A 25,814-nucleotide genomic window follows, 5' to 3' on the forward strand; every position below is an offset into this window, starting at 1 on the left:
TCCCGTTCGTCACATTCACAAGTGGCCCACGACAAGGGGGAGATGAGATGGAACGACAGAACGAGGGCCGGAGCCGGCGTCGCGGAACCCGGTTCCCGGCCGCCGTCGCGGCCCTGCTCGCGGCCGGACTCGCCGTCGGCGGATGCGGCGCGGGCACCGAACGCGCCGGCGACGAAGGGGGACCCAAGGGCGGCCGGCCCGCCCCCGCGGCCCCCGACGGCGCGCGCACCGGGACGGCCGCGCCCCGGGACGGCGAGCGGCGTTCCCCGACGCCCGCCCCCGACTACCTGTCCACCTTCGCGCTGGACGTGGACACCGCCTCGTACGGCTACGCCCGCCGCACCCTCGCCGAGGGGCGGCTGCCCGACCCCGCGACCGTGCGCCCCGAGGAGTTCGTCAACAGCTTCCGGCCCGACTACCCGCGCCCGGAGGACAACGGATTCAGCGTGACCCTCGACGGGGCCCGCACCGGCGCCGACGGCTGGTCCCTGCTCCGGGTCGGGCTCGCCACCCGGGGCGCGGACCGGAACGCCGAACGCCCGCCCGCCGCCCTCACCTTCGTCGTCGACGTCTCCGGCTCGATGGACGAGCCGGGCCGGCTCGACCTGGTCAAGGAGTCCCTCGGGCTGCTCGCCGACCAGTTGCGCGACGACGACTCGATCGCGCTCGTCACCTTCAGCTCCGAGGCCGAGACCCGGCTGCCCATGACCCGCGTCGGGGGCGCCCGCGACCGGATCCGCGAGGTCGTCGGCTCGCTCGCGACGAGCTCGTCCACCAACGTGGGGGCGGGCGTCCGCACCGGCTACGACGTCGCCGTCGAGGGCCACCGGAAGGGCGCCACCAACCGGGTGGTGCTGCTCTCCGACGCGCTCGCCAACACCGGCGACACCGAGGCCGATCCGATCCTCGCGCGCATCGACGAGGAGCGCAGGGAGTACGGCATCACGCTCTTCGGCGTCGGGGTCGGCAGCGAGTACGGCGACGAGTTCATGGAGCGGCTCGCGGACAAGGGCGACGGGCAGACCACGTACGTCTCCACCCCGGCGCAGGCCCGGAAGGTCTTCGTCGACCAGCTGCCCTCCCACGTGGAGCTGCGCGCCCGGGACGCCAAGGCGCAGGTCGCCTTCGACCGGCGGACCGTCGAGAAGTTCCGGCTCATCGGGTACGAGAACAGGGCGGTCGCCGACGACGACTTCCGGAACGACCGGGTGGACGGCGGCGAGGTCGGCGCCGGCCACACGGTCACCGCGCTGTACGCGGTCAAGACCCGTCCCGGAGCCGCCGGTCCGCTCGCCACCGCGACGGTCCGCTGGCTCGACCCGGCCACCCGGGCCCCGCACGAGCGCTCCGGCACCCTCGGGACCGCCGCGCTGACCGGGGACGTCTGGGGCGACGGCCACGACAGCCTGCAGCTGACCGCGATCGCCGCCTACTTCGCGGACGCCCTGCGCGGCGGAGACCTGCCGGGCGCCCCGGGGCTTCCGGCCCTCGCGAAGCGCGCCGGGGCGATCGCCGACCGGTCGGGTTCGGCGGTGGTCACCGAGCTGGCCGACGCCCTCCGGCGGGCCTCCGGACTGCTCGGCCCCGGGCGGGGCGAAGCCCCCGGCGGGGAAGGCGAGTTGAAGTCCGGAGATCCCTACAGCTGACGCACGGGGCGGGTGGCGGGACAGAATGGCCGCATGGCCACCCCGCTGCTCGCCCTCGCCGTCGGAAGCACCGGCCTCTACGCCGGTTTCCTGCTGATCTTCCAGACCGGGATCATGCCCGCGCTCGCCCGTCTGACGGACCCGGAGTTCGTCACGGTGATGCGCCGGATCAACGAATACGTGCCGAGGCCGGTGTTCCTCACGGTCTTCCTCGGAGCGGTCGCCTTCCCCGCCGCCGCGTTCCTCGTCCCCGTCGACGGCCGGACGGACGCGCAGAAGTGGCTGGTCCTCGCGGGTCTCGTGGCGGCGGTCCTCAACCACGCGGTGACCGTCGGCGGGAACATCCCGCTCAACACGGCCCTCGCGGCGTCGGAGCAGGCCCCGGCGGGCGATCCGGCGGGCGATCCGTCCGCGGTCCGGGCCGCCTTCGAGAGGCGCTGGAACGGTTTCCACCGCGTTCGTACGGCTCTGATCACCCTCGCGTTCGGGCTGCTCACCGCCGCCGCGGTGCTCTAGGCAAACCGTACCCCGCTGCCGGTTTCTGGCGTGAACTCGTGGGTGAAGGCCACCTCCGCATCCGCGGGGACCCCTCGAAAGCGTACCCCCGAGTCCGGAAACCGTCTTTCGGCATGCACAAGATCTGCGCCAGTGACGAAAACCCCACTCCTAGATAACCGGACAAAGAGGGTGAATCACCACGATATCCAAGAGTGTCATTCCGTACCCTCCGGTTTCTTATTGACATGACTACGGGGGTCTTTTCTAATCATCGAGAGTCATCCGCGCGCAGACACCGCACAGGCACTGAGGGGGCAAGGTGGACGTCCGGATTCTGGGGGGACTGTCGGTACGTGAGAACGGGGTGTCGATCACCCCGACGGCGGCCGCGCCCCGGCAGCTGCTCGCCCTGCTCACGGCCAGCGCCGACCAGGTCGTCCCCGTGACGGTCCTGACCGAGGAGCTCTGGCCGTCCGGCGCGCCCCGCGGCGCCCGCGCCGAACTGCAGGCGCACATAGCGGAGCTGCGGACCCTCATCGCGGGCGCCCTGCGCGGCGCCGACCCGGCGGAGCCGCGCCCCGGCTGGTCGGACCGGCGCAGCGCCGACGCGATCCTCGTCTCCCAGCCCGGCGGCTACCGCCTCGACACCGGCGGTGGCCCCAACGACGCCTGGCAGTTCGAGCGCGCGGCCGGCGCCGGCTACCGGGCCATGGAGGCCGGCGACCTGTCCCGGGCCGCCCTCCGCCTCGGCGAGGCACTCGCCCTGTGGCGCGGCGAACCCTACGCGGGCGTGGCCGCGGGACCCCGCCTCCGCCGGGAGATCGAGCGACTGGAGACGTCCCGGCTCAGCGTCCTCGACCAGTGGCTGGAAGCGCAGCTGGGCCTCGGCCGGCACGCCGAACTCCTCTCCGAACTCACCGGACTCGTCGCCCGCTACCGCACCAACGAGCCCCTCCACGCCCACCTCATGGTCGCCCTGCTGCGCTGCGGCCAGCACGACGAGGCCCTCCTCGTGTACGAGCGGCTGCGCGCGGCCCTCAAGAGCGAGAGCGGCATGGAGCCCTCGGCGCGGCTCCGCCGGCTCCAGCGCTCGGTCCTGGCCGTGCGGGACACGGCCGGCCGCCCCGCGTACGGCCCCCGGATCCCCACGCAGTACATCCCCAGCCGGCACGTCCCGGCCCCGTACGTCCCCGCCCAGTACGGCACGGCGCAGTACGGCCCCGCGCGCCCCCGGCTCGTCCCGGCGGGCTCCGTCGGCTGAGCGGCGGCGGCGGTGCGCCCGCCGCCCGGCGGCGTGACCGCCCGTCAGCGGGAATGAAGTGCGGCAACTCACCGTTGACCGACTCCCGAAGCCGAATTATTTTCGGCGAGCAGTACGGGTTTCCTCCCAGGTGCCCGATTTCGCTCGACCACGGGGGCAGGGGCCATGACAGTGCACGGCGCGGACGGAGCCGGTGGTGCCGACGCGCTGCTCACGGTCCTCGAACTGCTCGCCCGGCAGGCCCCGCCCGCCCAGTTCGACACCCTCCTCGACGAGGCCCGGCGGACCGGGCTGGACGGCGAGGAACTCCACCGCCTGGAGCGGGCCGTGGACCTCGCCGGCGCGGTCCACACCGGACGCGCGCGCGACGCCCGCCGCGAGGCCGGACTCGCCGCCCTCACGGACACCGCCCGCGACCTCACCCTCTCGTACGACCTCGACAGCCTGCTGCGCGTCGTCATCCGCCGCGCCCGCCGGCTCCTCGGCCTCGACCTCGCCTACGTGACCCTGCGCGGACCGCACGGCGCCAGCTACGTCCACACCTCCGAGGGCTCCCGCCCCGCGACCGGCCCCGGCGCGCGCCTCACCCCCGGGCTCCGGATCGCCGAGGGGTACGGACTCGGCGGCGCCGTCCAGCTCCAGGGCGGCCCCGTCTGGACCGCCGACTACCTCGCCGACGAGCGCTTCGCCCCCTCCGGCTCCCTCGACGCCGGCGTCCACGCCCCCGCCTTCGACGAGGCCGCCGAATCCGCCCTGCGCGCCGAGGGCGTCCACGCGATCGTGGCCGCCCCGCTGCGCAGCGGGGACACCGTCGTCGGCGCCCTCTACGGAGCGGACCGGCGGGTCCGGCACCACACCCCGGAGGAGATCGGCCTCCTCGCGGGCCTCGCCGACCTCGCCGCCCTCGCCGTCGAGAAGGCCGGCCTCCTCGACCGCACCCGCGCCGAGGTCTCCGAACTGGAGCGCGACAGCTCCCGGGTGCGCACCAGCCTCGCCCGGATGCGGCACGTCAGCGAGGCCCACGGCCGCATCATGAGCCTCGTCCTCGCCGGCGGCGACCTGTGCAACGTGGCCAAGGCCGCCGCCGACGCCCTCGACGCGACCGTGCTGATCCGCGACCCCGGCGGCCGGCCCCTGGCCTCCGCCGGAGACATCCCCGGCCTGGACGAGGAGGCCGTCGCCAAGGCCTCCCTCGACGCCCACGCCCGGCGCCGCCCGGTCCTCACCGACGGCGACACGTGGGTCGCGCCGGTCATCGCGGGCTCCGAGGACCTCGGCGGCCTCGTCATCCGCGCCGCCGGCGGACTCACCGGCGAGGACGAACGCCTCCTCGAACTGGCCGCCCAGTGCGTCGCCTTCCTCCTCCTGATGCGCCGCTCCACCGCCGTCGCCGAAGGACCCGTCCGCGACGAACTCCTCGACGACCTCATCGCCGACCCGCCGCACGCCCCGCAGCAGATCGCCCAGCGGGCCCGCCGCCTCGGCGTCGACCTGCGCCGGCCGCACGTCCTCGTGCTCGCCCGGCCCGAGGGCGGCGAGCAGGGCCGGGCGGTGGTCTGGGCGTCCTCGTACGCGTACCGCCTCTCCGGCCTCAAGACCGTGCAGGGCGGCTGCATCGTGCTGCTGCTCCCCGGCATCGACGCCTCGGCCGCCGCCAAGGCCGTCGCCGCCGAACTGTCCCCGCTGCTCGGGCACCCCGTCTCCGTCGCCGCGGCGGGACCCGCCCAGAGCCCGGACGGCGTCGGGCGGATACACCAGGAGGCCCACCGCTGCCTGGACGCGATGAGCGCGCTCGGCGGGACCGGCTCGGCCGCCTCCGTGCAGGACCTCGGCTTCCTGGGGCTGCTGCTCTCCGACGACAACGACGTGGACGGCTTCGTCGAGTCGGCGATCGGGCCCGTGCTGGACTACGACGCCGAGCGGTTCACCGACCTCACCCACACCCTGGAGGCGTACTTCGCCTCCGGCGGCAGCCCCTCGATCGCGGCCGAGGCGCTCCACGTCCACCCCAACACGGTCTCCCGCCGCCTGGAACGGATCGGCGAACTCCTCGGCCCCGAGTGGCAGAAGCCCGGGCAGGTCCTGGAGGTCCAGCTGGCGCTGCGCCTCCAGCGCACCCGGGAGGTCCTGGCCCGCGGACGCCCGACGGCGGACCCGGGCCGACAGCCGGGCCCGCCGGAGCGCGGCGCGTGACGCGGAGGGACCGCGCCCCTCAGCTCGCCGAGCGCCCGGAGCCGTAGCCCGTCTCGTACGCCGCGTCCCAGCCGCCGGCCATGACCGTCACCGCGTGGGCGGCCGACGCCAGCGTGATGTGACGGTGCCAGCCGCGGAACGAACGGCCCACGAAGTCCCGCAGCCCCGCCCCCTCGCCGACCTCCGCGAAGTCCCGCTCCACCCGGCGGCCGAGCTTCGTGATCCGCACCAGCGAACCGACCGGGGAGTTCGTCAGATCGCTGATCCACACCCGGGCCGGGGCCCGGCGCGGGTCGTCCCACTCGCCGAGCAGCACCAGCGGACGCATCCGCTCCCCGCCGGGCGCGGGCAGCGCGACCCGGACGGCCGTCGCGAGCGAGGTCCGCGAGGTCCGCGCGCCCGCCACCGTGTCCACCCAGCTCACCGGCCGGCGCAGCCCCTTGAGCGACTCCAGGATCTGGACGGCGGACAGCGGGCCCGCGCCGAAGCCCGGCAGCGAGCGGTCGGCGATCGCGAGCCGCGAGCCCGGGTTGATCCGGGCCACCACCGGCACGCCCGCCCCGGCGAGCCGCGCCAGGGCGGCCCGCCCCGCACCGCCCCGTATGTCGAGCAGCACCGGCTTGCGGGTGACGTCGGACCAGCGGGCCGTGTCGAGCGCCGCGGCGACCGCGCACTCCTCCATGGTCTCCTCGCCGGCCTCCTGGGGGACCTCCGCGCGGTCGCGCCGCGTGCGGTCGTTCACCCAGGGATCCGGCAGGAAGAGCCGCCAGTTGACCGGCACGCTCAGCTCGTCGCTCGCGAACCACACGCCGAACGCCTGCTGCCCGTGGAAGACCTGCCCGCGCTCCGGGTCGAAGCGCCGGTCCACGCCCACCGAGTGCTCCCCGGCCTTCGGGATCGGCATCGGCCGCACCACCCAGGCCTGCGGGCAGCTGTGCCGCTCCAGGTACCGGGCGAGCGCGGCCCGCATGGGCTGCCAGTCCCAGGTGGAGCTGGAGACGAAGTGGTGCAGGCTCTGCTCGGCCGCCGGCCCGCCGATCTGGGCGGCGATGTTGCGGATCGACTTGCGGCCCTGCGCGGTGAGCAGGCCGTGCAGGTACTGCTCGGCCTTCAGACGCTGGTCGCGGCGCGGGAAGCCGGAGAACAGCGCGGCACACAGCTCGGCGTAGACGTCCCCGCGCGAGTCGGCCGCGCCGGCGGAGGACCTGACGACGCCCAGGGGCACGGCCGGGGCGACGGCTCCGGTGGCGGCCCTGCGCTTGGTTGCGACGGATGTACTCACGACACTCCTGCCCTCAGGTTGCGCAGCTCCCTCCCGCTGCTCCACCACCCTCGCCCGGACCCGCCCCCGGGGACGAGGTGTACCCGGCACCCGAATCGGCCGCCGGATGGTGACCCGGCCACCTCTCGCCGTGTCACCGCAGGTCAGAAGCGGCGCACCCACCCCGTCGCGGACCCCTGTCCCGGCGATCCGGAATACCCCGCGGGGGGATCTGACAGATTCGGCGGCCGGGCTTTGACCCGTCGCAGGGCGTGGCCGGACCATCGCAGAGCGAGGCTGCACGGGCCGGATCCCGGTTAATGCCCCAGGCCGGGATCCGCGCCCGTGCGCCTCGCCTTCACCCGGCGCCGAGGCCGTCCCCCGGCGTCGCGGTCCTCCCCGGCGCCGTGGCCGTCCCCCGGCGTCGTGGTGGTCGTGGCCGTGGCCGTCGCCCGGTCCCTCGCGGCCGACCGTGCGCCCCGCTCTCGTAACCTTGGGCGCATGGGGCTGCGCAAGGAACTGCCGGTCGTCGCGGTGGTCGCCGCCGGCGGCGCCCTCGGCGCGGTCGCGCGTTACGGAGCCACGCTCGCCCGGCCCACCCCCGCCGGCGCCTTCCCCTGGACGATCCTCACGGTCAACGTCACCGGCTGCCTGCTGCTCGGCGTCCTCATGGTCCTGCTCACCGAGACCACGACCGCCCCGCACCGGCTGCTCCGGCCCTTCCTCGGCACGGGCTTCTGCGGGGGGTACACCACCTTCTCGACGTACGGCCTCGACACCCAGCGCCTGTTGAGCGGGGGCGACCCGGCGCGCGGCCTGCTCTACCTGGGCGGGACCCTGCTCGCGGCCCTCGCCGCCGTCGGGGCGGGCGTCACCCTCGCCCGGGCGGTCGTACGGAGCCGGGGGAGGCGCGCGTGAACTGGCTGCTCGTCGTGGCGGGCGCCGCCGTCGGCGCGCCCCTGCGCTACCTCACCGACCGCGCGGTCCAGGCGCGCCACGACTCGGTCTTCCCGTGGGGCACCTTCACCGTCAACGTCGTGGGCTCGTTCGTCCTGGGGCTCCTGACCGGCGTCGCCTCGGCGCAGGCGCAGCTGCTGCTCGGCACGGGCCTGTGCGGGGCGCTGACGACGTACTCCACCTTCTCGTACGAGACGTTCCGGCTGTACGAGAACGGGGCGAAGGGCTACGCGGTGCTGAACGCGACGGGGAGCCTGGCCGCCGGACTCGGAGCCGTATGGCTGGGAGTGGAGACGGCGGCCGGGCTCCGCTGATCCCTACGCGGTGATCCAGTCGCTGGTCGCGATCACCGGCTGGACGCCCTGGCGGTGGACGGTGCCCTCGATCAGGCCGTACATCCGGTCGGCCGCGAAGTACACCTCGTTGTCGTTCTTCAGCCCGAACGGCTCCAGGTCCACCAGGAAGTGGTGCTTGTTCGGCAGGTTGAGCCGGACCTCGTTGACCGTGGAGACGTGGTCCAGGACCCGGTCCGCCATCGCGTGCAGGGTCTGCTGGAGCGAGTAGCTGTACGTCTCCGCGAACGCCTCCAGCATGTGGCGCCGCACCTTCGCGTACGAGGCGTCCCAGTCGTGCCCGGCGTCCCCGGCGGCCGAGGCCGAGTTCGCCCAGCGGGCGGTGACCTTGGTGGCCAGGATGCGGTCGTACGCCTCCTTGAGCGTCGTGTACTCGTCCTTGATGAAGCCGTGGAACTCGGAGTTGGTCGAGTTCATCACCGTCAGCTCCTTCAGGCCCGACAGGACCTGGAGGCCGGTGGTCTCCGAGTACGTGATCTGCGCGGTGCGGACCTCCTGCCCCTTGCGGGCGAAGGAGTGCTGCTCCTTGCGGCTCGGCACCGAGATCCGCTCCCAGGCGTACTCCTCGACCCGGATCTGCGCCTCGTGGATCACGGGCTGCGAGGACACGAAGTGCTGGGCGAGGAGGATGCCGAAGGCCTCGGGGGAGTCGACGCCGTGCTCCTTGGCGAAGGCGTAGACCGTGTTCTTCGTGGTGTCGGTCGGCAGGCAGTTGCCGTTGTCGCCGGTCAGGTGGACGTCGCGGTACTCGCCGCGCAGCGCCACCGACACGTTCAGGTCGCGGATCTCGTGCCACGCGCCGTCGCCGCCCTTGCGGGTGACGGTGACGATGCGGTTCTCGGCCTTGCCGTACTGGTTCTGGGCGAGGACGTGCTTGCTCATGTGCTGCTCAGCTCCTGCGGGTACGTGGATACGGATATCCCGTACGCCCGGCGTCCAGCGCCCTCCGTCGTCCTGGAGTCCGCTCCCCGCCGTCCGGCCCGTGAACGGCGGACCGCCCCGGGACTGACGAGCATCCCGGTCCGTAGGTGTCGGCTCGAAGATAGGTGCGTTCCGGGCGGCTGGCAATGGGTGAGGGGGAGCGTCAGCGGGGCAGGACCCGGGTCTCGACCGACGGCAGGCCCTTCGCCCACCAGTGGTCGTACCGCCCGTACACCCGCGGATCGCGGTCGGCGAGCAGCGCCCCGAGGGACGCCGCCTCGGCCGCGAGCCCCTCCCAGTCGCCGGCCGTCAGCGGGTGGAAGGCGCTCGCCTCGATCCCGCCGTCGACCGGCCGCCACACCCCGGCCACGTACCCGTCGACGAGGAGCGTCGGGAGCGTGTCGCCGTTCACGCGGATGACGTGCTTGCGGTACGCGGGCGGGATGACCCGGCTGCGGTCCGCGTAGGCCAGCAGGACGCTGTCCCACATCGCCATCAGCCGGGGCGGCGCCGGGACGTCCCCGCCGGGCCGCACCGCCCCCGGCACGTCGTACAGCACCGTCCCGTCGGCCCCCTCCAGGCGGTCCAGCTCCCCCTCCAGGGACCGCACCGCCTCCCGCACCAGGCGGCGCGGGGCCGTCGTGAACTGCGCCATGTCCGGTACGGACGCGGGCCCGAAGCCCTCCAGATAGCGCCGGACCAGGGCGGCGAGGCCGGCGGCGGAGGCCTCCGGGTCGGCGAGGACCGGCAGTTCGGCCGCCGTGACGAAGGACTGCGCGGTGCCGAACGACCACGGCGGACCCGTCGGCGCGTGCCACAGCGGCGCGTACTGCCGCACCATCCGCCAGACGACGGCCTCCACCGGCCCGCCCCGGCCCTCCTCGATGTGCCGCCGCAGCTCGGCCCCGGTCCGCGCGCTCCCGGCGTACGCCAGGAGGCCGGGCAGCAGCGCGTCGGCGTCGGCGGCCGTGAACCCCGCCTTCGTGAACCGCGGATCGTGCAGCCGCGAACCGCGCAGCGTCGGCTCCATGCCCTCCCGGAACGCCCGGTAGTCCTCGGCGTGCACCAGGTGCAGCGTGAGCCGCATCAGCGTCGACCTGACCAACTCGAATCCGTCCACGGCCCCGTCGAGACGCCCGGGGTCGAAGTCCGCGACCCGGTTCCACAGGGCCACGTAGGGCGAGCCGGGATGCTGCGCCTGGAGGCACACCACCCGCCGGACGGCGTCCGCGACACCGAGCGGCGCGCGCTCCAGGAGCAACTGCCGCCGGAGGGTGGAGCGGTTGAGGGCGCGCGCGGAGATCACCATGACGCGATTCTCCCTTCCGGCACTGACAACGACGCAACGTCATGTCGTGGCCCTGGGGAGCGCGGTGTCGTACACGGAGACCGGTCCGCCGGACGAGGACACCGTCCGTCTGCCGGGGCCACGGGGCCACGGGGCCCGGCCGACAGCCGGCCGGGGACGAGGAGGGGGACAGGCACCGGAGCGTCGCCCTCACCGCCCTCCGCCTCCTCGTCTGCACGGGCCTCGGCCCGCAGTCCTGGACGGCCCTGCGGGCCACCGGCTTCGGCCTCGGCATCTTCGACCAGGCCGTGCGGGCCTCCGCGCGCGGCGAGCTCCCCAGGTCGCCGATCAAGAACGTCCACCACGAGTTCCCGCCCGGCCTCTCGCTCCTCGGCGACCACTTCACCCCCGCGCTCGCCCTCCTCGCCCCGCTCCACCTGCTGTGGGACGACCCGCGGACGCTGATCCTCGCCCAGGCCGCGCCGTTCACCCTCCTCATGCTGGAGCGCGGGCTCGCCCACCGGTGCGCCGCCGCCTTCTGGGCGGCCCTGCCGTGCGTGCACCGCCAAGGAGGACATGGGCCCCGTCGTCGGCGCGCACCGCCCGGGCCCGGACGGCACCCCGGTCCGGGAGGCGGTCCCGGAGGACGTGGGCGCGAACCTGCTGCTGCGGTAGGGGGCGTCTGCTTCTCGGCTCGGACAGGGGCGTGGACACCACCCTCGTACGGGTCAGGCCGGACCGCCCCGTCCGCTGAGCTCCCGACGGGAGGGCGGGCGCAGCGGATTGGCCGTCGGCACGTAGCGGGCGTCGGCGCCGTCCACGTCGAGCCAGCGCAGCAGGAGGTTGGTCTTCGCGGGCACGTGTGGCGAGTCGAGCAGCGCGGAGACCTCCGCCGGGCCGCCGTGCTCCGCCGCGTACCCGGCGAACACCGACCGGGCCAGGGGCCACAGTTCGCCGGCCAGCTCGGGGTGGCGGTCGGTGAGGGCGCCGGCGATCTCGGAGAGGTTGTTCGTCACCAGGCAGTACGCCAGCCGCTCCCAGCCGTGCGCCGCGTCCAGGGCCGGGGCGGGCCCCCGCGGCCCGTGCCGGTCCAGGAGCCCGCGGTGCCGCTCGGCGACGATCCGTACGCCCTCGTGGTCGCGGAAGAGCACCCGCGCGGGCAGGCCGGTGGCGTCCACGCCCACGAGGACGTTCTGCAGATGGCACTCCAGGACCAGGCCGTGGGCCCGCCAGGCGTGCAGCACCGGCGGCACGAGCAGGTCGAGGTAGCGCCGCCACCACGCGAGCGCCCTCTCCGGCGTCAGCCCGTCGACCGGATTGCCGGGGAAGCCCTCGCCGATGCCCGCCGCGAGCAGCGGCGTCACCCCCGGCGGCAGATGCGGCCGCAGGCCCTCGCGGGCGATCACCGCGAAGCCCTCGTAGGCGTGCTGCCCGCCGAGGTCGGCGGTGCGGTAGCCCCGGTCGGCGAGGAACGTCGCCGTGGGGAGGGGATCGAAGACGGGCGCGAGGAGCTCCGCGATCGTCCGCAGCCACAGCAGGTCGCGCAGCTCCAGGCGGCGGTTCCCGTTGGTGATCCGCACGTCCAGGCTGAACTTGCAGAAGAGGTCGGCCTCCGGCAGGTACACCGTCCGCACGGAGGACGTCGGCACGGCCAGGCCCGCCCGTGGCGCGCCGGCGCCGAGCCGCAGCAGCCGCCCGTCGCGGAACGCGGGCAGCTCGCCGAGCAGGTCCAGCTCCCAGGGGTGGACGGGAAGGGCGACGTAGCCGTCGGGCGCCTCCGTGCCCAGGACGTCCAGGAGCGACAGGTCGCCGTCCTCCGCGACCACGTCGGCCCGGACGCCGAGGAGCTCCAGCGGGAACCGGGCGTACGCCTCCGGCGCGTACGGCAGCCAGCTCTCCGGGGCGCCCGCCCCGCGCGACTTCGGCGCCGGGTGGTAGCGGTGTCCCGCGAGCAGCGCCTGCTCCGACCGCAGGTACGGGTCCTCCGGCGGGCACGCGGACGCGCGGGCGTCCCGCAGCACCGCGACGACGTCCCTGCTGTCGGTCATCTCGCCGACGACGGTCCTGTTGGTGACGCCGGTGCGCCGGCCCAGCTCGTCGGCGGTCAGCGCCACGAGGGCCTCGAAGGTCAGCGGGAGCCAGCCGCCGTCGGTGCGGACGCAGGGTTCGGTCGGCCGCCGGCCGGCCCGTACCCGCAGCAGCCGGCCGGTCGCCGGGAGCCGGTGCACGGCGTGGTCCGGATCCGTGCGCGGACCGGTCTCGGCCACCTCGCGGATCAGGCAGTTGAGCAGGGCGGTGGCGGAGAGGGCGTCGGCCTCGCCCCTGGCTTCACTCACGACAGCGCCTTCCACCCGGACCCCGGCGGGTCGTCCACCGGTAGGGACATCCTGTGCAGGGTAGTGAGCCTTCATGCACTCCGCTCCGGATCACGATACGGGCGCACGACACGCGCCGCGCGCTCCCGAGGCGGCCGTCGCCGCCGAGCTGGCGGACGCGGCCCCCCGGCTCCTCCCCGCCTACCGGCGGGAGCTGGCCCCGGCCCGGGCCGCGGTCCTCGCCCGGCTGTGGCGCGCGCTGCTGCACGAGCCGCTGCCGGGGGTGGCGGAGCGCGACGGGGACGCCGGCCGGGTGCGGCTCGCCGACGGGCGCGTCCTGAGCGGCCCGCCCCGGCTCCCGTACGACCTGGCCGTTCCCGGCGAGGACACGACCGTACGGCTCGACGGCCGCGCCCACGACCACCCGGCCGCCCTCCTCGCCGCCCTCGACCTCCCGGGCGCCGCCCCCCTGGTCGCGGACCTGGACCACGGAGTCGCCTCCCTGGCGCTGTCCCGGGCGGGGGCGGCGGCGGCCTCCGGGCCGGGCGGCGTCGGCTCGGCCGCGCACGCGGCGGGCGCGGCCTCCGGGCCGGGCGGCGGCGACCGGCTCGGAGCGGCGGGCGCGTTCCCCGGCCGGGAGGGCCTCGGCCCGTCCCCGTACGCGGCGGGCACCGTCCCCGGATCCGGCGGCGGCGACCCGCTCGCGTACGTCGAGCAGAGCATCGTCGACGGGCACCCGTACCACCCCTCCTGCCGCAGCCGCCCCGGGCTCTCCGTGGCCGAGCAGCTCGCGTACGCCCCCGAGCACCGTCCGGTCGTCGGCCTCGACCTGGTGGCGGTCCCCGCCGACCGGTGCCGGGTCGCGGGCGCGTGGCCGGAGCGGCTGCGGGACGGCGACCGGCTGCTGCTGCCCGTGCACCCCTGGCAGAGCGAGCACGTCCTGCCGGGGCTCGGACACCGGCCGTTCGCCACCGGAGCGATCCCCGCCCGGCCGCTGATGAGCGTGCGGACCCTCGCGCCGCTCGACGGCGGACCGCACCTGAAGACGGCGCTGTCCACGCGGATGACCAGTGCGATCCGTGACATCTCGGCGAGCGGGGTCGAGAACAGCGCGCCGCTCTCGGAACTGCTGGCGCACGTCGTGGCCGACCTGGCCGACACGCTGCGCATCACCCGCAACCTCGCCGGCGTCTCCGCGCTCGTGCGCGGCGAGCCCAGCGGCGACCTCGCCGTGCTGCTCCGCGAGTCCCCGTCCGCCGCCGCGGGCCTGCGGGCGGGGGAGGCGGTCGTGCCGGCGGCGGCGCTCGCCGCCCGCCCCGCCGGCGACGGGCCGCCCCTGATCCGGACGCTCCTGGCGTCCGCCGGCGCCCCGGACGCGGGCGCCGACTGGCTGGCCGCCTTCGCGGCCCTCGCGGTCCCGCCGCTCGTCCGCCTCCTGAGCCGCGGCGTCGCCCCCGCCGCCCACGGGCAGAACCTCCTGGTCGTGCTCGACGCGCACGCCCGGCCCCGCCGGGTCGTGTACCGCGACCTCGCCGACGTCCGGCTGAGCCCTGCCCGCCTCGCCCGACACGGTTTCGACGCCGCGCCGGTCGGCGGCCGGGTGATCGACGACGACCCGGCGGTGCTCCGCACGATGCTTTTCGGCCACCTCTTCGGGACCACCTTCGGGACCCTGGTCTCCGCCCTCGCCGACCGCGACCGGACCGCCGGGGCCCGGCTCTGGGCGGTCGTCGCCGCCGCGGCCGACCGCGCCTACGACGACCTGCCGGCGACCCCCGAGAACCGCGCCGACCGGGCCGCCCTCTTCGCCCCGGAGCTCCGGGTCAAGGCCCTCACCCTGATGCGCCTGCGAGGCGTGGACCGGGACGAGTGGACCCCCCTGCGCAACCCCCTCGCGGACCGGCCTCAGAGGAAGTGCACGTCGTAGCGGTCCTGCGCGGACCGGAGCGCCTCGAAGCTTTCCAGGCCGTGCTGGACGCGGCCGAGCGTCCGGAAGTAGCCGAAGCGGTCGACGCCGGGGGTCAGGACCACCAGCAGCTCCGCGGTCGAGCCGGGGGCCGCGCCGAAGGAGTGCGGCGTCCCGGGCGGCACGGAGACCAGCCCGCCGGCGGCCACGGTCTCCGTACGGCCGTCCAGGACGAACCGCATCACCCCGTCCAGCACGTGGAACAGCTCGGTCGACCGCGCGTGGAAGTGCGGCGGGGCCCCCGCCGCGCCCTCGCCGAGGGAGAGACGGTTGGCGCCGAGCGCGCCGCCGGTGTCGCGCGCGTCGGCGAGGAGGCGGAAACCGCCGCCGTGGGGGAGGTCGATCCGCTCGGCCTCCTCGGCGTGCACCACCAGCGCCTTCTGGGTCTCGGACATCGTGTACGGCTCCTTCCTGGGACGTCGGCCTCCATTCGATCCGGGGAAGAGAGGCCGCACCACAGGCGGTTGCAGACGGCGGGGATCACCGTTCGTGATGAATCCGGGGAGGGGCGGCGGTGGAGCTGCGACAGCTGCGGTACTTCGTGACCGTGGCGGAGGAGGGCGGTTTCGGCAGGGCCGCCGAGCGTCTCGGCATCGTCCAGTCGGCGGTCAGCCAGCAGATCCGGCGGCTCGAACGGGCCTGGGGCGTGGAGCTCTTCGAGCGCACCACCCGGCGCGTGCGGCTCTCCGCCGCGGGCGAGCGGCTGCTGCCCGAGGCGCGCGCCGTGCTCGCGGCCGCCGACCGCACCGCGCGCGTGGCCGCCGACATCGCGGCGGGCGACGACGGGATCCTGCGCCTGGGCGGCATCCACGGCCCGGGGGACCGGATCAACCGCGTCCTGGGCGAACTCGCCGTCGGGGCGCCCCGGTTGCAGGTGCGCCTGCACCGGCTGCCCGTCGCCCGCCGCCTGGCGGCCGTACGCGACGGAGAGCTGGACGCGGCCCTCGTACGGGCGCTGCCGGACGAGCCGGGCGCGGCACCCGGCCTGACGCCGCTCCCCCTGTGGAGCGATCCGCTGTACGCCGCCCTGCCCGAGGGGCACCCGCTCGCGGCCGAACCGGAACCGCGCCTGGACCAGCTGGCCGGCCTTCCGCTGCGGCTCGCTCCCCGGGAGGACAATCCGCCCTTCCACTCGCTGGTCACCGGCGCGTTCGGGGCGGCCGGGCTCCAGCCGGTCCCGGGGCCGCCGTTCAGCGACCTCCAGGCCACGCTCACGGCGATCGGCACGGCCCGGGAGCCGTCGTGGACCCTCTTCTACGAGGTGCGGGGACTGCCGAGGGTCCCCAGGGTCGCGGTGCGCCCGCTCGCCGGCCTCACCGTCACCACCTCGCTGGCCGTCCGGCCGGGCCCGCCGGGACCGGCCCTGCGGCACCTGCTGAGGGCCCTGCGCGCCGTCGGCTGAGACCGGCGCCGGTTCACGGGGCGGCGGGGAACGGCTCGGCCCAGGGCTCCTCCTCCAGCAGGAGCCCGTTGGCCAGGTAGCTGACGGTCCGGTACCAGCCGGCCAGGACGAGGAACTCGATCAGCTGGGCGTCCTCGTAGTGGGCGCGGAGGGCGTCCCAGGCCGGCTCGGAGAGGCGCGCGGTGTCGTGCAGCTCGTCGACGGCGGCGAGGAGGGCGGCTTGACGCCGGGTCAGAGGGGCGGGGGCCGTGCCCGGGGCGGGGTCCGTGCCCGTGCCCGTGCCCGTGCCCGGGGCCGTACTCGTGTCCGTGGTCGCGCGGAGCTGTTCGGGGCCGAGCCCCGCCCGCGGGGCGAGGGTCGCGGCGTGGACGCCCCACTCGTAGGCGCAGCCGCTGCGCGCGGTCACCCGGGCGATGACGAACTCGCGGTCGGCGGCGGGGAGGAGCCCGTGGCCGAGGAGCCCGGCGCCCAGGGCGAACATGCGGGAGGCCAGCTCGGGGTTGCGGTGCAGGACCCGGAAGAGCCGGAGCGGTTCGTGGGGGACGCCGGGCGGCATCCAGCGGCGCAGGGCCCGGTCGACGGCGGGGGAGTACGGGGGGACGAGCGGTTCGATGCGGGACATCCGCTGCACCTCCTGCTTCGTTTTCAGAAGCGCCACTATGATGCTTCGGAAAGCGAAGCGCAAGGAGGAGGGGCGACGTGGGAGAGACCGGAGCGGGGCCGCCACGGGCCGGACGGCCCGCACCCGGACGGCCCGCGCGGGGGCGGCCCGTCCCCGGACGGCCCGTGAGGGGATCCGCGTCCGGCCGGCCGGTCATGGCCGCGCTCGACCTGCTCGGACGCCGCTGGGCCCTGCGCGTCCTGTGGGAACTGAGCCAGGCCCCGGCCGGCTTCCGCGAGCTCCAGCGCCGCTGCGAGCGCATGTCCTCCAGCGTGCTCAGCACCCGCCTCGAGGAACTGGCCGAGGCCCGGCTGCTGACCCGCGCGGACGACGAGTACCGGCTCACTCCCCTGGGCGTGGAACTCGTCGGGGCGCTGGCCCCGTTGGAGGCCTGGAGCGGCCGATGGGCGAGGGAGGCCGGGGGGCCTACGGACGGTGACCCGGGCGCCTGACGAGGACGCCGCCGCCCAGCCGCACCACCGGACCGGACGGGCCGGCCTCGACCGTGGCGCCGATGGTGGCGGGACTGCCGAGGGAGTCCCCCATGTCCACCGAGACGCGGTCGACGCCGCGGCCGGCGAGGTGGGCGGCGAGGCAGGCCGTGCCGTTGGCGTTGGCGATGTCCTCGGGGACGCCGATCGACGGGGCGAACATCCGGGCCGCGAGCCGCCCCGAGGGCGTGGGCGCCGAGTGCACGTAACAGCCCAGGAGGCCGAGGCGGTCGCAGGCGGCGCGGAGCCGCTCCATGTCCGGGGCGAGGGCGGCGAGCGCGGACCGGGAGGCCACCGGGACCAGCAGGCGCGGCCGCCCGACGGAGGCGACCCGGAGCCCCGGCCCGAGCGCGTCCGGGGCCAGGCCGAGGGCCGGCAGCACGAGCGCGGACTCGGTCCCGGCCGGCTCGCGGAGCTCCACGGGGCCGTGGACGAAGCCGACCTCGGCGTACGGCCCCTTCCGTACGGCCCGGCCGGCGAACGTACGGCCTCCGACGCGGAGGGACACCTCGTACGTGTCGGTGCCGGCCCGCGCGGCGAGGAGGCCGAGGGCGGCGATCGTGCCGTGTCCGCAGGAGGGCAGCTCCCCCTCGGAGGTGAAGAACCGGAGGGAGAAGGCGGGGTGCCCGTCCCGCTCGCCCTCGCGCGTGACGAAGACGGCGTGCGAGGCTCCCGCCGCCCCGGGAACCCGCCGCCGCTCGCCCTCGCCGAACGGCCCGTCGTCCAGCACGGCCGTGGGGCTGCCGCCCCGTCCCTCCGGCCCGCCCCGTACGCACGCCTGGACGACGGTCACGGCCGACTCCCCGAAGAACACCACCCTCCACCCGTACCCCACCGACACCCCCGGTGACGCCTCCCGTGACGTCTCGGCTCAGCCGGGGAGGGACTCGGGACCGAAGCGCCTCCACGCCACGAACCCGGCCAGGACGACGTACGCGACGTCCACCAGCACGAACCCGAGCCCGTGACGCCGGAGCCGGCGCGGGCGAGATCAGCCCAAGCCCGGCGCCCCGGGCCCGGCCGACGTCACCGTCGGCTCCGGCGGGGCGCAGCAGGTGGGCTCGCCGCCGCAGGCGCCGGGGGCCGTGCCGTCCTTCTCCAGGGTGTCGGCGTCGGCCTTGACGACGTACACCTCCCAGGGCTCCCTGCCGGGACCGGTGACCCAGACCTTGTCCTGGAGGGCGTAGCAGCAGGAGGTGTCGTTCTCCTCGAAGGTCGCGAGGCCTGCGTCCCGGAGGCGTTCGGTGGCGGCGGTGACGTCCGCCGTGGTGGCGACCTCGACGCCGAGGTGGTCGAGGCGGGTGTCCTCGCCGGGCTCGCCCTCGATGAGGACGAGCTTGAGCGGGGGTTCGGTGACGGCGAAGTTGGCGTAGCCGGGGCGGCGCTTGGTGGGGTCGGTGCCGAAGAGCCGGGAGTAGAAGGCGACGGAGCCTTCGAGATCGGCGACGCGCAGGGCGAGCTGGACGCGGGACATGGTGGTCTCCTTCGACGGGCGGCTTGTATCGACAGCTGTCGATACAGTCGACGTTGCCACCGGTATCGACAGCTGTCAATATTGAGGAATGTCGAAACGGGATGTGCTGCTGTTGCCGCCGGCCGGGCAGGACGGCGCCGGAACGGCGGCGTGCTGTGCGCCGATGGTCCGCGAGCCGCTGGGCGAGGACGCCGCGGTGGGGCTGTCGCGGATGTTCAAGGCCCTCGGGGACCCGGTCCGCCTGAGGCTGCTGTCGCTGATCGCCTCGCACGAGGGCGGCGAGGCGTGCGTCTGCGACCTGACCGGCCCCTTCGACGTCTCCCAGCCGACGATCTCCCACCACCTCAAGGTGCTCCGCGAGGCGGGCCTCGTCGACTCCGAGCGGCGCGGGACCTGGGTCTACTACTGGGTGCTCCCCGACGCCCTGGCCCAGCTGTCCGCCCTGCTGCAGATCCCCGCCGCCCCCGCGAGGACGTCGTCGTGAGCGGACCCGCACCCCTGATCCGGCGGGCCGCGGCCGAGGGGATCGGTACGGCGGCGCTGGTCGCCGTGGTGGTCGGCTCCGGCATCCAGGCCACCGAACTCACCCGGGACGTCGGTCTCCAGCTCCTCGCGAACGGCTTGGCGACCGTGTTCGGCCTGGGCGTGCTGATCGCCCTGCTCGGCCCGGTGTCGGGCGCGCACTTCAACCCGGCGGTGACGCTCGCGGCCCGGTACGACGGCGGCGGGCTGTCCCTCCGCGAGGTGGCCGCCTACGTGCCCGCCCAGATCGCCGGGGCGATCGGCGGAGCGGTGCTCGCGGACGCGATGTTCGGCCGGCCCCTGGTGGAGTGGTCCACCCACGACCGCTCCGCCGGCCATCTGTGGCTGGCCGAGGTCGTGGCCACCGCCGGACTGGTCTGGCTGGTCTTCGGACTGACCCGCGCCGGCCGCGCCCACCTCGCCCCGCTCCTCGTCGCCGCGTACATCGGCGCGGCCTACTGGTTCACCTCCTCCACCAGCTTCGCCAACCCCGCCGTGACGATCGGCCGCGCCTTCACCGACACCTTCGCCGGGATCGCCCCCGCCTCCGTCGCCCCCTTCGTGGTCTCCCAGCTCCTCGGGGCGGCCGTCGGCCTCGGCCTGGTCGCGGTCACCTTCGGCCGCCGCCGCCCGGCCCCCGCCCGTACCCCCGTCGTCACGGAAGGCGTCCTGACCCCATGAGCACCCCCACCCCGTCGGTCCTGTTCGTCTGCGTCCACAACGCCGGCCGCTCCCAGATGGCCGCCGCCTTCCTCGCCCACCTCGGCGGCGACCGCGTCCACGTCCGCTCGGCGGGCTCCGCCCCGGCCGAGGCCGTCAACCCGGCCGTGGTCGAGGCCATGCGCGAGTCCGGCGTCGACATCGCCGCCGAGACCCCGAAGATCCTCACGGCGGAGGCGGTCCAGGCGTCCGACGTCGTCATCACCATGGGCTGCGGCGACGCCTGCCCGGTCTTCCCCGGCAGGCGCTACCTCGACTGGAAGCTGGACGACCCCGCCGGGCAGGGCGTCGGAGCCGTGCGTCCCATCCGGGACGAGATCGAGCGCCGCGTCCGCGGCCTGCTCGCCGAACTCGGCGTCGAGGCCCGCGCATGACCGCCCCGCCGCCCGGCGCCCGCGTGGTGCCCATGGGGCCGGAGCACGCCGAGCAGGTCCTCGCGATCTACCGGTCGGGCATCGACGAGGGGGACGCCACGTTCGAGACCGCCGCCCCGACGTGGGAGGCGTTCGACGCGGCCAGGCTGCCCGCCCACCGCCTGGTCGCCGTCGACGACACCGGCCGGGTGCTCGGCTGGGCCGCCGTGTCACCGGTCTCCGACCGGTGCGCGTACGCCGGTGTCGTCGAGCACTCCGTCTACGTCCACCCCGACGCCCGGGGCCGCAGCGTGGGCCTGACCCTGCTGACCGCCCTCCTCGCCTCCACGGAGTCGGCCGGCATCTGGACGGTCCAGTCCGGCATCTTCCCCGAGAACACCGCCAGCCTCGCCCTCCACCGGCGGGCCGGCTTCCGCGTCGTCGGAACCCGCGAACGCGTCGGACGCCACCACGGCGTCTGGCGCGACGTGCTCCTCCTCGAACGCCGCAGCCCACGGATCACCTGAGAGGGGAGCGGTCGAAGGCGCCCTCCGCCTCCCCCCTGTGGACACGGGCGGCGAGCGGCCGGAGAGCGGCCTGAGGAGGCGGCGAGTGCGGAGAAAATACAGAACCCGTGCAGCCTCCTCCGCGACGCTGGTCCTTCGACCCCGCACCCCGGGGCCCGGTGGGAGGAGCGAGCATGGGGACAGCACGGGACGCCGTACTCGACTACGCCGAGGGCACCTTACGGCTGCTGCCCGGCCAGGCGGCGGTGACCTCCGCCGTGCTCCAGGGGCCGCCCGCCGCCCTCCTGGAGCGGATCCCGCAGCTGGTGCGCGGTTTCGCGGGCGAACGGACCGATGGCGGGGCCCTGTTCCGCGCGGCGGCCGGACTGCCCGGCGAGACGGCCGCCCCGGGCCCGGCCGCCGAGGCGGACGACGGGCGCGGCTGCGCCCTGGTGCAGTCCCTGCCCGCGCTGAGCCGGGAGTCGGAGGGGAGCGCGATGGCCTCCCGAGCGGACCGGCTCACCGAGGCCGCCGACCGGCTGCACTGGGAACTGGCCGAGCACGACGGCCCCCCCGAGGGGTCCGCCGCCGGTCGCCTCGCCGCCCGCTACGCGCTCTGCTACGCCGGGGCCGCCCTCCTCTGGCTGTGGCGGGCGGGCGGGGAGAACCGCCCGGAGTGGACGTACGAGGCCGTGGACGCCGTCCTGGCGGCACTGGAAGACCCCGTCCCCGTGCCGGACGTCCCGGCCGCGCTCGCCCTGCTTCTCGCCTGAGGACCGCCGACGGCGCGGTTCAGGCGGCGAGTTCACCCGCCAGGACCTGCTGGAAGGTGCGGGTGAGCAGAGGGCCGGGGCCGACGCCCAGCCGGTCGGCGAGCAGTTCCCGGCCGGAGTGGAACTGGAGCAGGGCCGCCGCGGGCTGGCCCGCACGGCACTGGGCGGTCATCAGCAGGCAGCGGAACCGCTCCCGCAGTGGGTGCCGGACCACCAGTCCCGTCAGTTCGGCGACGAGTCCGTGCGGCAGGCCGGTGGCGAGCTCCGCCTCGATCCGGTCCTCCAGGGCCGTCAGCCGGGCCTCCTCCAGCCATGGGCGCTCCTCCTGCGCCAGCCGCTCGGTGGTGTCGGCCAGGGCCTCGCCCTGCCAGAGGTCGAGCGCCGAACGCAGGACGGCGGCGGCCCGTCGCGCCTCCCCCTGTCGCAGCAGCGTGCCGCCGAGCGCGGTGCGCTCCACGAACAGGCGGTGGTCGCAGGCCAGTCGCCCCGGGACGGCCGACAGGCGGTAACCGCGTCCCACCCGCTCCAGCCGGGCGGCCCCGGCGAGCGGGGCGCGCAGCCGGGAGGCGTAGGTGTGCAGCTGGGCGACGGAGCGGGCCGGGGGGCGCTCGCCCCACAGGGCGCGGATCAGCCGGCCGTCCGGGACGACCCGTCCCTCGGCGAGCAGCAGTGCGGCGAGGACCGTGCGGGGCTTCGCGCCCCCCAGGGCGTTCTCCGCGTCCCCCGACGTGGCCCGGATGCGGACCGGTCCGAGCAGTGCTGTCTCCAGGAAGGGCGTCATGGGGAGCGACCGTAGGCGGACGGCTCATCCTCCCGGTATCGGCCGCTTATCGGTGGTCCGGACCGCCCGCCCGGCCGGGGTCCGTCGCCCCTGTCGAACCCGTGTTCCAGACATTATGATCATGACAACTTTCAGGGAGGGGGGCCCGGGTTGGCGTCGATACGGTTCGGTCTGCTCGGGACGCTCCGGCTGACCTGCGAGGACAGGGAGATCCGGCCCGGCGGCGCCCGTCAGCGTGCGGTGCTGGCCCTGCTCCTGCTGCGGCACGGCCGCACGGTCTCGGTGGACGAGCTCGCCGAGACCGTCTGGGACGGTTCGCCGCCGCCCACCGCCCGGACCCAGATCTCCATCTGCGTCGCCCAGCTGCGCAAGCTGTTCCGGGAGGCGGGCGTCGACGGCGAGGCCATCGTCACCTCCCACCCCGGGTACCGGCTCGACATCGAGGGCCACCGACTCGACCTCGTCGACTTCCTCTCGCTCACCGGGCAGGCCTCCGCGCTGGCGGGCTCCGGCCGTTCGGCGGAGGCCGCCGACGCCTACCGGCGGGCCCTCGCCCTGTGGCGGGGCCCCGCCCTGGACGGCCTGACCGGTTACGCGCTGGAGCAGGAGGCCTGCTGGCTTGAGGAGCAGCGGCTGACCGCGCTGGACGGCCACGCCGAACTGCGGCTCGCCCTGGGCCGCCACCAGGAGCTCACCGCCGAACTGGCCGCCCTGGTCAGGGAGCACCCGCTGCGGGAGCGCACCCGGCACTCGCTGATGCTCGCCCAGTACCGCTCCGGCCGCCGCGCCGACGCCCTGGAGACCTTCCGCGTCGGGCACCAGCTGAGCATCGACGAGCTGGGGCTCGAACCCGGCACCGCACTGCGGGAGCTGCACCACGCGGTCCTCTGCGAGGACCCGGCCATCGCGGCCCCGCCGACCGTCCCCGAGCCCGTCGCACCTGCCGTGCCCGTCGCACCCGTCACGGCCGAGGAGCCGGAAGAGCGGCCGGAAGAGCAGCCGGAGACCTCGCTCGCGGACTCCCCGGGCGAAGCCCCCGCCCCCGCCGACCGCCGCCCCGCCCCGCCCGGCGCTCCGCCCCTCGCTCCGTCCGACCTTCCCCCGAACATCCCCTCCTTCACCGGCCGCACCGCCGAGACCGAGGTCCTCGACACCCTGCTCGACGGCCGCCCCGACGGCGAGCCGCCCCGGGTCGCCCTGGTCACCGGGGTGGCCGGGATCGGCAAGACCGCGCTGGCCGTGCACTGGTCGCACCGCGCCGCCGCCTCCTTTCCGGACGGCTGCCTCCATGTGGACCTGGGCTCCGCCCCGGCCGCCCCCGGCGAGGTTCTGGGCCGTCTCCTGCGCTCGCTCGGCGCGCCCGGCGACCGGCTGCCCGACGACGAGGCGTCCCGGATCTCGCTCTACCGCAGGCTGCTGCGCGGCCGCCGGGTCCTCGTCGTCCTGGACGACGCCTCCTCGTTCGCGCAGGTCGCCCCGCTGCTGCCGGCCAATGGCGGCTGCTGTGTGGTCGTCACCAGCCGGGAGAGCATGGAGGAGCTGGTGCTGCGGCACGGTGCCGTCCGGGTGCCGCTCGGGGTGCTGGACCAGGCCGACTCCACCGCCCTGCTCGACCGGATCGTCACCGGCGGCCGTACCGCCGCCTCCCGCGCGCAGACGGCGCGGCTGGCCGAACTCTGCGACGGGCTGCCGCTCGCCCTCTGCATCGCCGCCGCCCGGCTGGCCACCCGCCCGCATTGGACCGTGCGCCGCCTCGCCGATCGGCTCGCCGACGAGCACCGCCGCCTGGACGAGCTCAGCCTCGGCGGCAGCCGGGTACGGGCCAGCTTCGAGCTGAGCCACGGCTGCCTGTCGCCGGGCCTCGCCTCCGTGTACCGGCGGCTCTCCCTGCTGGACGTCCCCGACGTGCCGGCCTGGGCCGTCGCCGCGCTCCTGGACTGCTCGGTGGAGACGGCCGAGCAGTACCTGGACGAACTCACCGACGCCCATCTCCTGGAGGTCTCCGGCCCGGACGCCACCGGCCAGTACCGTTACCGCTTCCAGAGCCTGCTCCGCCTCTACGCGCGCGAACGCGCCCAGGAGGACCCCGACCGCCCGGCCGCGGAGGCGGCCCGGGACCGGGCTCTGCACAGCTGGCTGACCGTCGCCGAGGCCGCCCACCGCCGCGAGTACGGCGGTGACCACTCCGTGGTGCACGGCCCGGCCCCCCGCCCGCACGTCGACCGGGACCTCCTGGACGACCTGCTGGCCCGCCCGCTGGACTGGTTCGACTCCGAACGCCACTGCCTGGTGGCGGCCGTCACCCAGTCCGCCCGGCTGGGACTCGCCGCGCTCGCCTGGGACCTGGCCGCCTCCACCGTCGGCTTCTGCGAGATCCGCAGCAACACCGACGACTGGCGGCGCCTCTGCGAGGAGGGCCTGGCGGCCTCCCGGGCCGCCGGGGACCGGCAGGGTGAGGGCGTGATGCTCGGTGAGCTGGGCGCCGCCCTGCTCTACCGGGGCGAGTCGGAGGCCTCGGTCCGGCTCCTGGAGGAGGCGGACGGCGTCCTGCGGGCCGGCGGCGAGGTCTACGGGGCCGCGCTGAACGCCTGCAAGCTGGCCGTCGTGGTCCGCCAGCGGGGCGACGCGGGCGCGGCACGCGCACTCCTGGACGGGGCGCTGCCCGCGCTGCGGGCCGCCGGGGACCTCTCCGCGCAGGCCCACGCGCTCAACAACCTCGCCCAGATCGCCCTGGACGCGGGGGACCTGGAGGAGGCCGTACGCCTCGGCCGGGAGGCGGTCGCGGTGGCCCGGGGGCTGGGCGCGACCCGGGGCGCGGCCCAGGCCTTCCACCGGCTGGGGCGGGCCCTGCTGGCGGCCGGGCGGCTGCCGGAGGCGGAGGAGGCCCTGACCGAGGCGGCCGGGATCGTCCGCGCCAAGCGCGACCGGCTGGGCATGGCCTACGTCCTGCTGGGCCTGGCCGAGGCCCGTCTGCGGGCCGGCCGCGCCGACCGGGCCGACGAGGACCTCACCGCGGCCCTCGCCCTCGCCGAGGAGACCGGCAGCACCGTCCTCATGGGCCGCCTGCGCCTGCTCCGGGTCGAGCTCGAGGAGGCGCGGGCGCCGGGCGCGGCGCTCCCGCAGGAGGCCTGACCCGGGCCGCCGCTCAGTCCCAGGGCTCGGTCTGCACGACCGTCGTCGTCCCGCCCGCCGCAGCCGTCACCGTCGTCCCACCGGCCACCGCGGTACCGGCTGCCAGCGCGACACCCGTGATGACCGCCGCGACCGCCACAACCGCCTTGACCAGACGTCCGTTCTCCATGTCCCCGCTCCCTCTCACCCCTCGCCCACCGGACCCCGGCCCCTTGCCGGTCCGTTCCCCGGGCGACTCGCTCTGACATCGACAGACGTTAGGAGAACGGGACTTCGAGTCCTTATCGGCCCGTTATCCCTTTCCCTTCTCCCCCCTCCGACCTGCGGAAAAGGGCGCGGC

General features: G+C 75.5%; 25 protein-coding genes and 1 pseudogene. 16 read left to right on the forward strand and 10 right to left on the reverse strand.

Annotation, left to right across the window (positions count from 1 at the left end; all coding sequences use genetic code 11):
* Positions 1–47 precede the first annotated feature (47 nt).
* The 4 genes from ACFYUZ_RS00130 (at position 48) to ACFYUZ_RS00145 (ending at position 5,598) form a co-directional block, all read left to right on the forward strand.
* Positions 48–1,646 (forward strand): von Willebrand factor type A domain-containing protein, encoded by a 1,599-nt coding sequence (locus tag ACFYUZ_RS00130; RefSeq protein WP_389304887.1) that lies wholly within the window; start codon positions 48–50, stop codon positions 1,644–1,646.
* Positions 1,647–1,679: 33 nt separating this feature from the next.
* Positions 1,680–2,162 carry a DUF1772 domain-containing protein gene (locus tag ACFYUZ_RS00135; RefSeq protein WP_389304889.1) on the forward strand — a complete coding sequence of 161 codons (483 nt, stop codon included), beginning with the start codon at positions 1,680–1,682 and terminating at the stop codon, positions 2,160–2,162.
* A 346-nt stretch (positions 2,163–2,508) separates the two neighbouring features.
* Entirely contained in the window at positions 2,509–3,405 is an 897-nt protein-coding gene (locus tag ACFYUZ_RS00140; protein ID WP_389304890.1) for a BTAD domain-containing putative transcriptional regulator, read from the forward strand.
* Between the two features lie 165 nt (positions 3,406–3,570).
* Complete coding sequence (locus ACFYUZ_RS00145; protein ID WP_389304891.1) at positions 3,571–5,598, forward strand: helix-turn-helix domain-containing protein; 2,028 nt, start codon at positions 3,571–3,573, stop codon at positions 5,596–5,598.
* Between the two features lie 19 nt (positions 5,599–5,617).
* Here ACFYUZ_RS00145 and ACFYUZ_RS00150 read toward each other — a convergent pair whose 3' ends face one another.
* Entirely contained in the window at positions 5,618–6,880 is a 1,263-nt protein-coding gene (locus tag ACFYUZ_RS00150; RefSeq protein WP_389304892.1) for an IS701 family transposase, read from the reverse strand.
* Positions 6,881–7,360: 480 nt separating this feature from the next.
* On the opposite strand from ACFYUZ_RS00150, the gene crcB (ACFYUZ_RS00155) reads away from it, so the two are divergent.
* Together crcB (ACFYUZ_RS00155) and crcB (ACFYUZ_RS00160) are read left to right on the forward strand one after the other, a co-directional pair.
* The gene (gene crcB / locus ACFYUZ_RS00155) at positions 7,361–7,777 is read left to right on the forward strand and encodes a fluoride efflux transporter CrcB (protein ID WP_389304894.1); all 417 of its coding nucleotides are present in this window, start codon (positions 7,361–7,363) and stop codon (positions 7,775–7,777) included.
* The gene (crcB, locus tag ACFYUZ_RS00160; RefSeq protein WP_389304895.1) at positions 7,774–8,130 is read left to right on the forward strand and encodes a fluoride efflux transporter CrcB; all 357 of its coding nucleotides are present in this window, start codon (positions 7,774–7,776) and stop codon (positions 8,128–8,130) included. The genes crcB (ACFYUZ_RS00155) and crcB (ACFYUZ_RS00160) overlap by 4 nt, the downstream gene beginning before the upstream one ends.
* Positions 8,131–8,133: 3 nt before the next feature.
* Here the strand turns inward: crcB (ACFYUZ_RS00160) and pucL are convergent, their stop codons facing one another.
* Both pucL and ACFYUZ_RS00170 read right to left on the reverse strand, forming a co-directional pair.
* Positions 8,134–9,051, reverse strand: coding sequence for a factor-independent urate hydroxylase (gene pucL, locus ACFYUZ_RS00165; protein ID WP_389304897.1), 918 nt, complete (start codon positions 9,049–9,051; stop codon positions 8,134–8,136).
* A gap of 202 nt (positions 9,052–9,253) precedes the next feature.
* The gene (locus ACFYUZ_RS00170; protein WP_389304899.1) at positions 9,254–10,399 is read right to left on the reverse strand and encodes a winged helix DNA-binding domain-containing protein; all 1,146 of its coding nucleotides are present in this window, start codon (positions 10,397–10,399) and stop codon (positions 9,254–9,256) included.
* Between the two features lie 41 nt (positions 10,400–10,440).
* Between ACFYUZ_RS00170 and ACFYUZ_RS00175 the strand changes: the two are divergent.
* A pseudogene (locus ACFYUZ_RS00175) lies at positions 10,441–10,812 on the forward strand (DUF2079 domain-containing protein); the annotation flags it as partial.
* 294 nt (positions 10,813–11,106) lie between these two features.
* Here the strand turns inward: ACFYUZ_RS00175 and ACFYUZ_RS00180 are convergent.
* Entirely contained in the window at positions 11,107–12,789 is a 1,683-nt protein-coding gene (locus ACFYUZ_RS00180) for an IucA/IucC family protein (RefSeq protein ID WP_389304901.1), read from the reverse strand.
* On the opposite strand from ACFYUZ_RS00180, the gene ACFYUZ_RS00185 reads away from it, so the two are divergent.
* Entirely contained in the window at positions 12,788–14,620 is a 1,833-nt protein-coding gene (locus ACFYUZ_RS00185; protein ID WP_389304902.1) for an IucA/IucC family protein, read from the forward strand. The genes ACFYUZ_RS00180 and ACFYUZ_RS00185 overlap by 2 nt on opposite strands.
* On the opposite strand, the gene ACFYUZ_RS00190 is transcribed toward ACFYUZ_RS00185, so the two are convergent.
* Positions 14,599–15,054 (reverse strand): cupin domain-containing protein, encoded by a 456-nt coding sequence (locus ACFYUZ_RS00190; RefSeq protein WP_389304903.1) that lies wholly within the window; start codon positions 15,052–15,054, stop codon positions 14,599–14,601. The two genes, ACFYUZ_RS00185 and ACFYUZ_RS00190, sit on opposite strands and share 22 nt — an antisense overlap.
* Positions 15,055–15,173: 119 nt before the next feature.
* Here ACFYUZ_RS00190 and ACFYUZ_RS00195 point away from each other — a divergent pair, with 119 nt between their 5' ends.
* Positions 15,174–16,061, forward strand: a complete 888-nt coding sequence (locus ACFYUZ_RS00195) for a LysR family transcriptional regulator (RefSeq protein WP_389304904.1) — start codon at positions 15,174–15,176, stop codon at positions 16,059–16,061.
* 13 nt (positions 16,062–16,074) lie between these two features.
* Here the strand turns inward: ACFYUZ_RS00195 and ACFYUZ_RS00200 are convergent, their stop codons facing one another.
* Positions 16,075–16,683 (reverse strand): carboxymuconolactone decarboxylase family protein, encoded by a 609-nt coding sequence (locus ACFYUZ_RS00200; RefSeq protein WP_389304906.1) that lies wholly within the window; start codon positions 16,681–16,683, stop codon positions 16,075–16,077.
* 194 nt (positions 16,684–16,877) lie between these two features.
* Between ACFYUZ_RS00200 and ACFYUZ_RS00205 the strand changes: the two genes are divergently transcribed.
* Positions 16,878–17,174 (forward strand): winged helix-turn-helix transcriptional regulator, encoded by a 297-nt coding sequence (locus ACFYUZ_RS00205; protein WP_389306228.1) that lies wholly within the window; start codon positions 16,878–16,880, stop codon positions 17,172–17,174.
* Here ACFYUZ_RS00205 and ACFYUZ_RS00210 read toward each other — a convergent pair.
* Together ACFYUZ_RS00210 and ACFYUZ_RS00215 are read right to left on the reverse strand one after the other, a co-directional pair.
* Positions 17,149–18,006 (reverse strand): PhzF family phenazine biosynthesis protein, encoded by an 858-nt coding sequence (locus ACFYUZ_RS00210; RefSeq protein WP_389304908.1) that lies wholly within the window; start codon positions 18,004–18,006, stop codon positions 17,149–17,151. The two genes, ACFYUZ_RS00205 and ACFYUZ_RS00210, sit on opposite strands and share 26 nt — an antisense overlap.
* A gap of 198 nt (positions 18,007–18,204) precedes the next feature.
* Entirely contained in the window at positions 18,205–18,687 is a 483-nt protein-coding gene (locus ACFYUZ_RS00215) for an ArsI/CadI family heavy metal resistance metalloenzyme (RefSeq protein ID WP_389304910.1), read from the reverse strand.
* Positions 18,688–18,850: 163 nt separating this feature from the next.
* On the opposite strand from ACFYUZ_RS00215, the gene ACFYUZ_RS00220 reads away from it, so the two are divergent.
* The 5 genes from ACFYUZ_RS00220 (at position 18,851) to ACFYUZ_RS00240 (ending at position 21,561) form a co-directional block, all read left to right on the forward strand.
* Positions 18,851–19,171: an ArsR/SmtB family transcription factor gene (locus tag ACFYUZ_RS00220; protein WP_389306230.1), complete on the forward strand. Its 321-nt coding sequence runs from the start codon at positions 18,851–18,853 to the stop codon at positions 19,169–19,171.
* Positions 19,168–19,890, forward strand: a complete 723-nt coding sequence (locus ACFYUZ_RS00225; protein WP_389304912.1) for an aquaporin — start codon at positions 19,168–19,170, stop codon at positions 19,888–19,890. The genes ACFYUZ_RS00220 and ACFYUZ_RS00225 overlap by 4 nt, the downstream gene beginning before the upstream one ends.
* Positions 19,887–20,303 carry an arsenate reductase ArsC gene (locus ACFYUZ_RS00230; RefSeq protein WP_389304913.1) on the forward strand — a complete coding sequence of 139 codons (417 nt, stop codon included), beginning with the start codon at positions 19,887–19,889 and terminating at the stop codon, positions 20,301–20,303. The genes ACFYUZ_RS00225 and ACFYUZ_RS00230 overlap by 4 nt, the downstream gene beginning before the upstream one ends.
* Complete coding sequence (locus tag ACFYUZ_RS00235) at positions 20,300–20,809, forward strand: GNAT family N-acetyltransferase (RefSeq protein WP_389304915.1); 510 nt, start codon at positions 20,300–20,302, stop codon at positions 20,807–20,809. Before ACFYUZ_RS00230 ends, ACFYUZ_RS00235 begins: the two co-directional genes overlap by 4 nt.
* Positions 20,810–20,982: 173 nt before the next feature.
* Positions 20,983–21,561: a hypothetical protein gene (locus ACFYUZ_RS00240; protein ID WP_389304917.1), complete on the forward strand. Its 579-nt coding sequence runs from the start codon at positions 20,983–20,985 to the stop codon at positions 21,559–21,561.
* A 19-nt stretch (positions 21,562–21,580) separates the two neighbouring features.
* Here ACFYUZ_RS00240 and ACFYUZ_RS00245 read toward each other — a convergent pair whose 3' ends face one another.
* On the reverse strand, positions 21,581–22,342 hold the full coding sequence (locus tag ACFYUZ_RS00245) for a BTAD domain-containing putative transcriptional regulator (RefSeq protein WP_389304918.1): 762 nt from the start codon (positions 22,340–22,342) through the stop codon (positions 21,581–21,583).
* Between the two features lie 150 nt (positions 22,343–22,492).
* On the opposite strand from ACFYUZ_RS00245, the gene ACFYUZ_RS00250 reads away from it, so the two are divergent.
* The gene (locus ACFYUZ_RS00250; RefSeq protein WP_389304920.1) at positions 22,493–25,474 is read left to right on the forward strand and encodes a BTAD domain-containing putative transcriptional regulator; all 2,982 of its coding nucleotides are present in this window, start codon (positions 22,493–22,495) and stop codon (positions 25,472–25,474) included.
* A 13-nt stretch (positions 25,475–25,487) separates the two neighbouring features.
* Here ACFYUZ_RS00250 and ACFYUZ_RS00255 read toward each other — a convergent pair whose 3' ends face one another.
* The gene (locus ACFYUZ_RS00255) at positions 25,488–25,643 is read right to left on the reverse strand and encodes a hypothetical protein (RefSeq protein WP_389304921.1); all 156 of its coding nucleotides are present in this window, start codon (positions 25,641–25,643) and stop codon (positions 25,488–25,490) included.
* Between the last annotated feature and the right edge of the window lie 171 nt (positions 25,644–25,814).

The organism is Streptomyces sp. NPDC004266, from assembly GCF_042874095.1.
Classification (GTDB): Bacteria; Actinomycetota; Actinomycetes; order Streptomycetales; family Streptomycetaceae; genus Streptomyces.